This is a genomic window from Bellilinea sp., assembly GCF_034432615.1.
Taxonomy (GTDB): domain Bacteria; phylum Chloroflexota; class Anaerolineae; order Anaerolineales; family Anaerolineaceae; genus Bellilinea.
In genome coordinates this window covers 1-3,666 of the sequence record NZ_DAOUBL010000163.1, presented here as the reverse complement: position 1 = coordinate 3,666, position 3,666 = coordinate 1, and the positions used below count along the sequence as shown (strand labels likewise).

The window sequence follows — 3,666 nt, the reverse complement described above, 5'->3', positions numbered from 1 at the left end:
CTTCAAACCCTGCACGATGACCGGGTAGATGAGCGGGAAGTTGTTGTTGATGGCGGCTGCGCTCAGCCCATCGCCTACCACAATTTGCACCTGCGGTTTCTTGACGCAGCGTTCGGCGATGACCTTCTTGGCTTCTTCACTCAACTTTCGGCCGAGATCCGGACGGGTCAGGTACTGGTTGCGGTCTTCCACCTGAGTCTGGACGGTGAACAGCTCAAATTTATCCAGCACGGCCTGATCCACTTCGCCGTAGATGGCATCCTGCGTTACGCCGTGATCGGACTGGAACAGCAGCAGTGAGGCGGTACGCGGGCGCGGGCCGGCGCGTCCGACTCCGATGCGGGCGGTGGTGGTGGCCATCAGGTTGCGCAGACCTTCCAGGTCGTAGGGGTTTTTGACCCCAGGCGCAAAGCGGTGTTCCGGCACAGTCGGGTCGGGTAAATCTATGACCAGTTCACCGTTGGCGGCAGTTTTTGCCGGCGCAGCAGCCGGCTGACCGGCGTTTTTCTTGTTCAGTTCAGCCAGTACGGCCTGAACGATTGCCTCGATATCCATTTTGCCTTGTTCCATAAGAATTTCTCCTTATTTGCGTTGCAGGAAGAATGAAGCATCGCCAGCTTTGGCGGTCAGTTTACCGTTTTCCATCAAGCCGATCGACTCCATCCATTTTTCAAATTCGGGGGCCGGACGCAGGCCGAGCAACTGCCGTAAGGCGGCGGTGTCGTGGTAACTGGTGCATTGATAACTGAGCATGGCATCATCCCCCATGGGCACGCCCATGAAGTAGTTGCAGCCAGCCGCCGTAAGCAGCACCGCCAGATTTTCGATGTCGTTTTGGGTGGCTTTGGCGTGGTTGGTGTAGCAGGCATCGCAGCCCATCGAAATACCGGTCAGTTTGCCCATGAAGTGATCTTCCAGGCCGGCGCGGGTAATCTGTACCGAGTCGTACAGGTACTCCGGGCCGATGAAACCGACCACCGTGTTGACCTGGAAGGGTTTGTAGCGTTTGGCAAGCCCGTAGATGCGCGCTTCCATGGTCAGCTGGTCGGTATCGTAATGGGCATCTGCCGAGAGGGCAGTTCCCTGACCGGTTTCAAAGTACATGTAGTTCGGCCCGGCCGTCCAGCAGTACTTTTGAGCCATCTCGTAGGCTTCGTCAATCATGGCAACCGTCACGCCAAAGGCTTCGTTGGCTTTTTGTGAACCGGCCAGACTCTGGAATACCAGGCCGACCGGTGCGCCGCGCCGCATGGCTTCCATCTGCGTGGTAACGTGCGCCAGCACGCAGTTTTGGGTGGGAATTTGCCATTTCTGGATGATGTCGTAGGTCATGTCCAGCAGGCGCATGACGCTGGCGAGCGAATCATCCACCGGGTTGATGCCGATGACGCTGTCACCGGAGCCAAAGGAAAGCCCTTCGTAGATGGTGGCACGGATGCCTTCGGGCGAGTCGGTCGGGTGGTTTGGCTGATTGCGGGAAGCCAGTGTGCCTTCCAATCCGATGGTGTTGTTGCAGTGCGCCGTGACGCGAATCTTGCGGGCGGCAACCATCAGGTCCATGTTGGACATCAATTTGGTCACGGCGGCCACCATTTCGGCGGTCAAACCGTTGCTGACGCGCCGGATCATCTCGCCGGTGGTGTTGTCATCCAGCAGCCATTCGCGAAACTGGCCAACCGTCCAGTGCTTGATTTCGTTGTAAATGGTTTCGTTGACCGAATCCTGAATGACACGGGTAACTTCATCCTCCTCGTATGGCACGGCCGGATTGTTGCGCAGCACTTCCAGCGGCACTTCTGCCAGCACGTAGCGGGCTGCCATGCGCTCGGCAACACTGCGGGCGGCAATCCCCGCCAGACGGTCACCGGATTTCTCCTCGTTGGCTTTGGCCATGACCTCTTTGATGGAGCCGAACTCGTAGGTATTTCCAAACAACCTGGTTCTTAAGAGCATAGAAATCCTCCTTCTCGGTTACGCTTTGAATGAAAGGATTGACTCAACATTTTTCCACCGCTAATGGTAAAAAATGAGGGTTTTTACAGATAACGGCACCACCCGCCCGTCAAGAATCGGTTCACCGATGTCAATGAAATCACCTTCTGCTAGATCAACCTGATCCACGCTGATGAGCGGGATGTGAGTGTTGAGCGAGCGGATGGTCTGCCCGAGCACTTGCGCGTAGTCCGCTTCGGTGATCAGCACCAGCGGAATACCGGGTTGGCCGAGTTCACCGAAAAACTGCACCAGACCGGCAGCCAGTGACTGCAGGGTGGGGAAATCGAGGCGGGGCGGCAAATCCAGCGCAATGGCAAAATGCCCAGAATTTTGTCCCAGGTCCCAACGCAGGACGGCACTTTGGACGGCTTCCTTGACTTTACTGGGGTTGTGCAGGTCACCGTTGTTGAAATGCGGGCGGATGACGGGCAGGTTGCGCAGCGGAAGCAGGCTGGCATCGGTGAAGATGGTGCTGCCACTCAGGGTGATGGTTTGGGTGGCAGCACCCAGCACCGTAGCGCGTAGGGTTTGGGCCGGTTTTTCCACCCGCATTTGACGAATGCGCGGATTGAGCCGCAGTGATTGAGCCAGCAAAGGCCCGACATCGTTATGGATGGTCACATCTGCCAGCGAATGAATCTCGACCGGCTGGTAAAAGTAGCTGCCAACCCCGCCGGAGATGAACAGCACTTTGGATTCGGCGGCGTGGGTCAACGGTGGAGAAAGTTGCAGCTGCCTGCCCAGCTCGGTCTGCACGCCGTGAATCAGGTCGGCGATCAGGTCGGCCATGCAGTCGCAGAAGGGCTGCAGCACATTCAGGTCAACCCGCTTGCCCACAAAAATGGGCAGGCCGAGCGTTTTGATGATTAACTGGCCGGGCGGGGCAATATGCTGGACGATGGCGGAGGTCTTTTCAATGACGATCTGCCGTCCGCCGACAGCCAGCGCCGATGAAGAGAGATGCTCCCCGGAGCGGAAAATGGCTGCGTTGGAGGTGCCGCCGCCAATATCTACATTGGTGACGGTGGTGTAGTTTTCCGAGGAGTAGGCAGCCGCTCCCGACCCCCTGCCGGCGATTAGCGATTCCACATTCGGGCCGGCAACGGTGACCACGAACTCACCCGCCAGCGAGGCGATGGCCTTGAGAATCTCCTCGGCATTTTGGGTGCGGGCAATTTCGCCGGTGATGATTACCGCGCCGGTTTCGACCTGTTGGGGTTGAATGCCGGCTTTCCGGTATTCGTTTCGGATGATCTCGCTCAATTTTTGCACATCCACCACATCGGGGGTTAGCAGGGGGGTGAAGTAGGCCGGGCTTTCGTACAGGACCGATTTACCGCTGACCTGAAAACGGGGTATCTGCCCAAGACGGGAGATATTGCTCACTGCCAGACGGGAGAATACCAGCTGGGTGGTTGTGGTGCCGACATCAATGCCAACACTGACCATTTCCCGCGAGTCGCTCATGAGGAAAATCTGCTCCTCGCTCAGCCTTCAACTTTGGGCAGAATCATCTCCACATCGCTGTGCGGGCGCGGGATGACATGCTCGCTGACCAGTTCGCCAACCCGCTGGGCAGCGGCTGCGCCGGCATCGGTGGCGGCTTTGACCGCGCCGACATCGCCGCGCACCATGACGGTCACATACCCGCCGCCGATGTATTCTTTGCCG

The 3,666-nt window shown here is 57.9% G+C and carries 4 protein-coding genes; all 4 read right to left on the bottom strand.

What is annotated here, in order from left to right; all coding sequences use genetic code 11:
• On the bottom strand, positions 1-570 hold a 570-nt coding region (locus VAE48_RS07765; protein WP_322792750.1), incomplete at its 3' end, for an ethanolamine ammonia-lyase light chain EutC.
• A 12-nt stretch (positions 571-582) separates the two neighbouring features.
• Positions 583-1,953, bottom strand: a complete 1,371-nt coding sequence (locus tag VAE48_RS07760) for an ethanolamine ammonia-lyase subunit EutB (protein WP_322792749.1) — start codon at positions 1,951-1,953, stop codon at positions 583-585.
• Between the two features lie 60 nt (positions 1,954-2,013).
• Positions 2,014-3,462 (bottom strand): ethanolamine ammonia-lyase reactivating factor EutA, encoded by a 1,449-nt coding sequence (locus VAE48_RS07755; protein ID WP_322792748.1) that lies wholly within the window; start codon positions 3,460-3,462, stop codon positions 2,014-2,016.
• Positions 3,463-3,482: 20 nt separating this feature from the next.
• A partial coding sequence (locus tag VAE48_RS07750) for a BMC domain-containing protein (RefSeq protein ID WP_322792747.1) occupies positions 3,483-3,666 on the bottom strand: 184 nt, incomplete at its 5' end.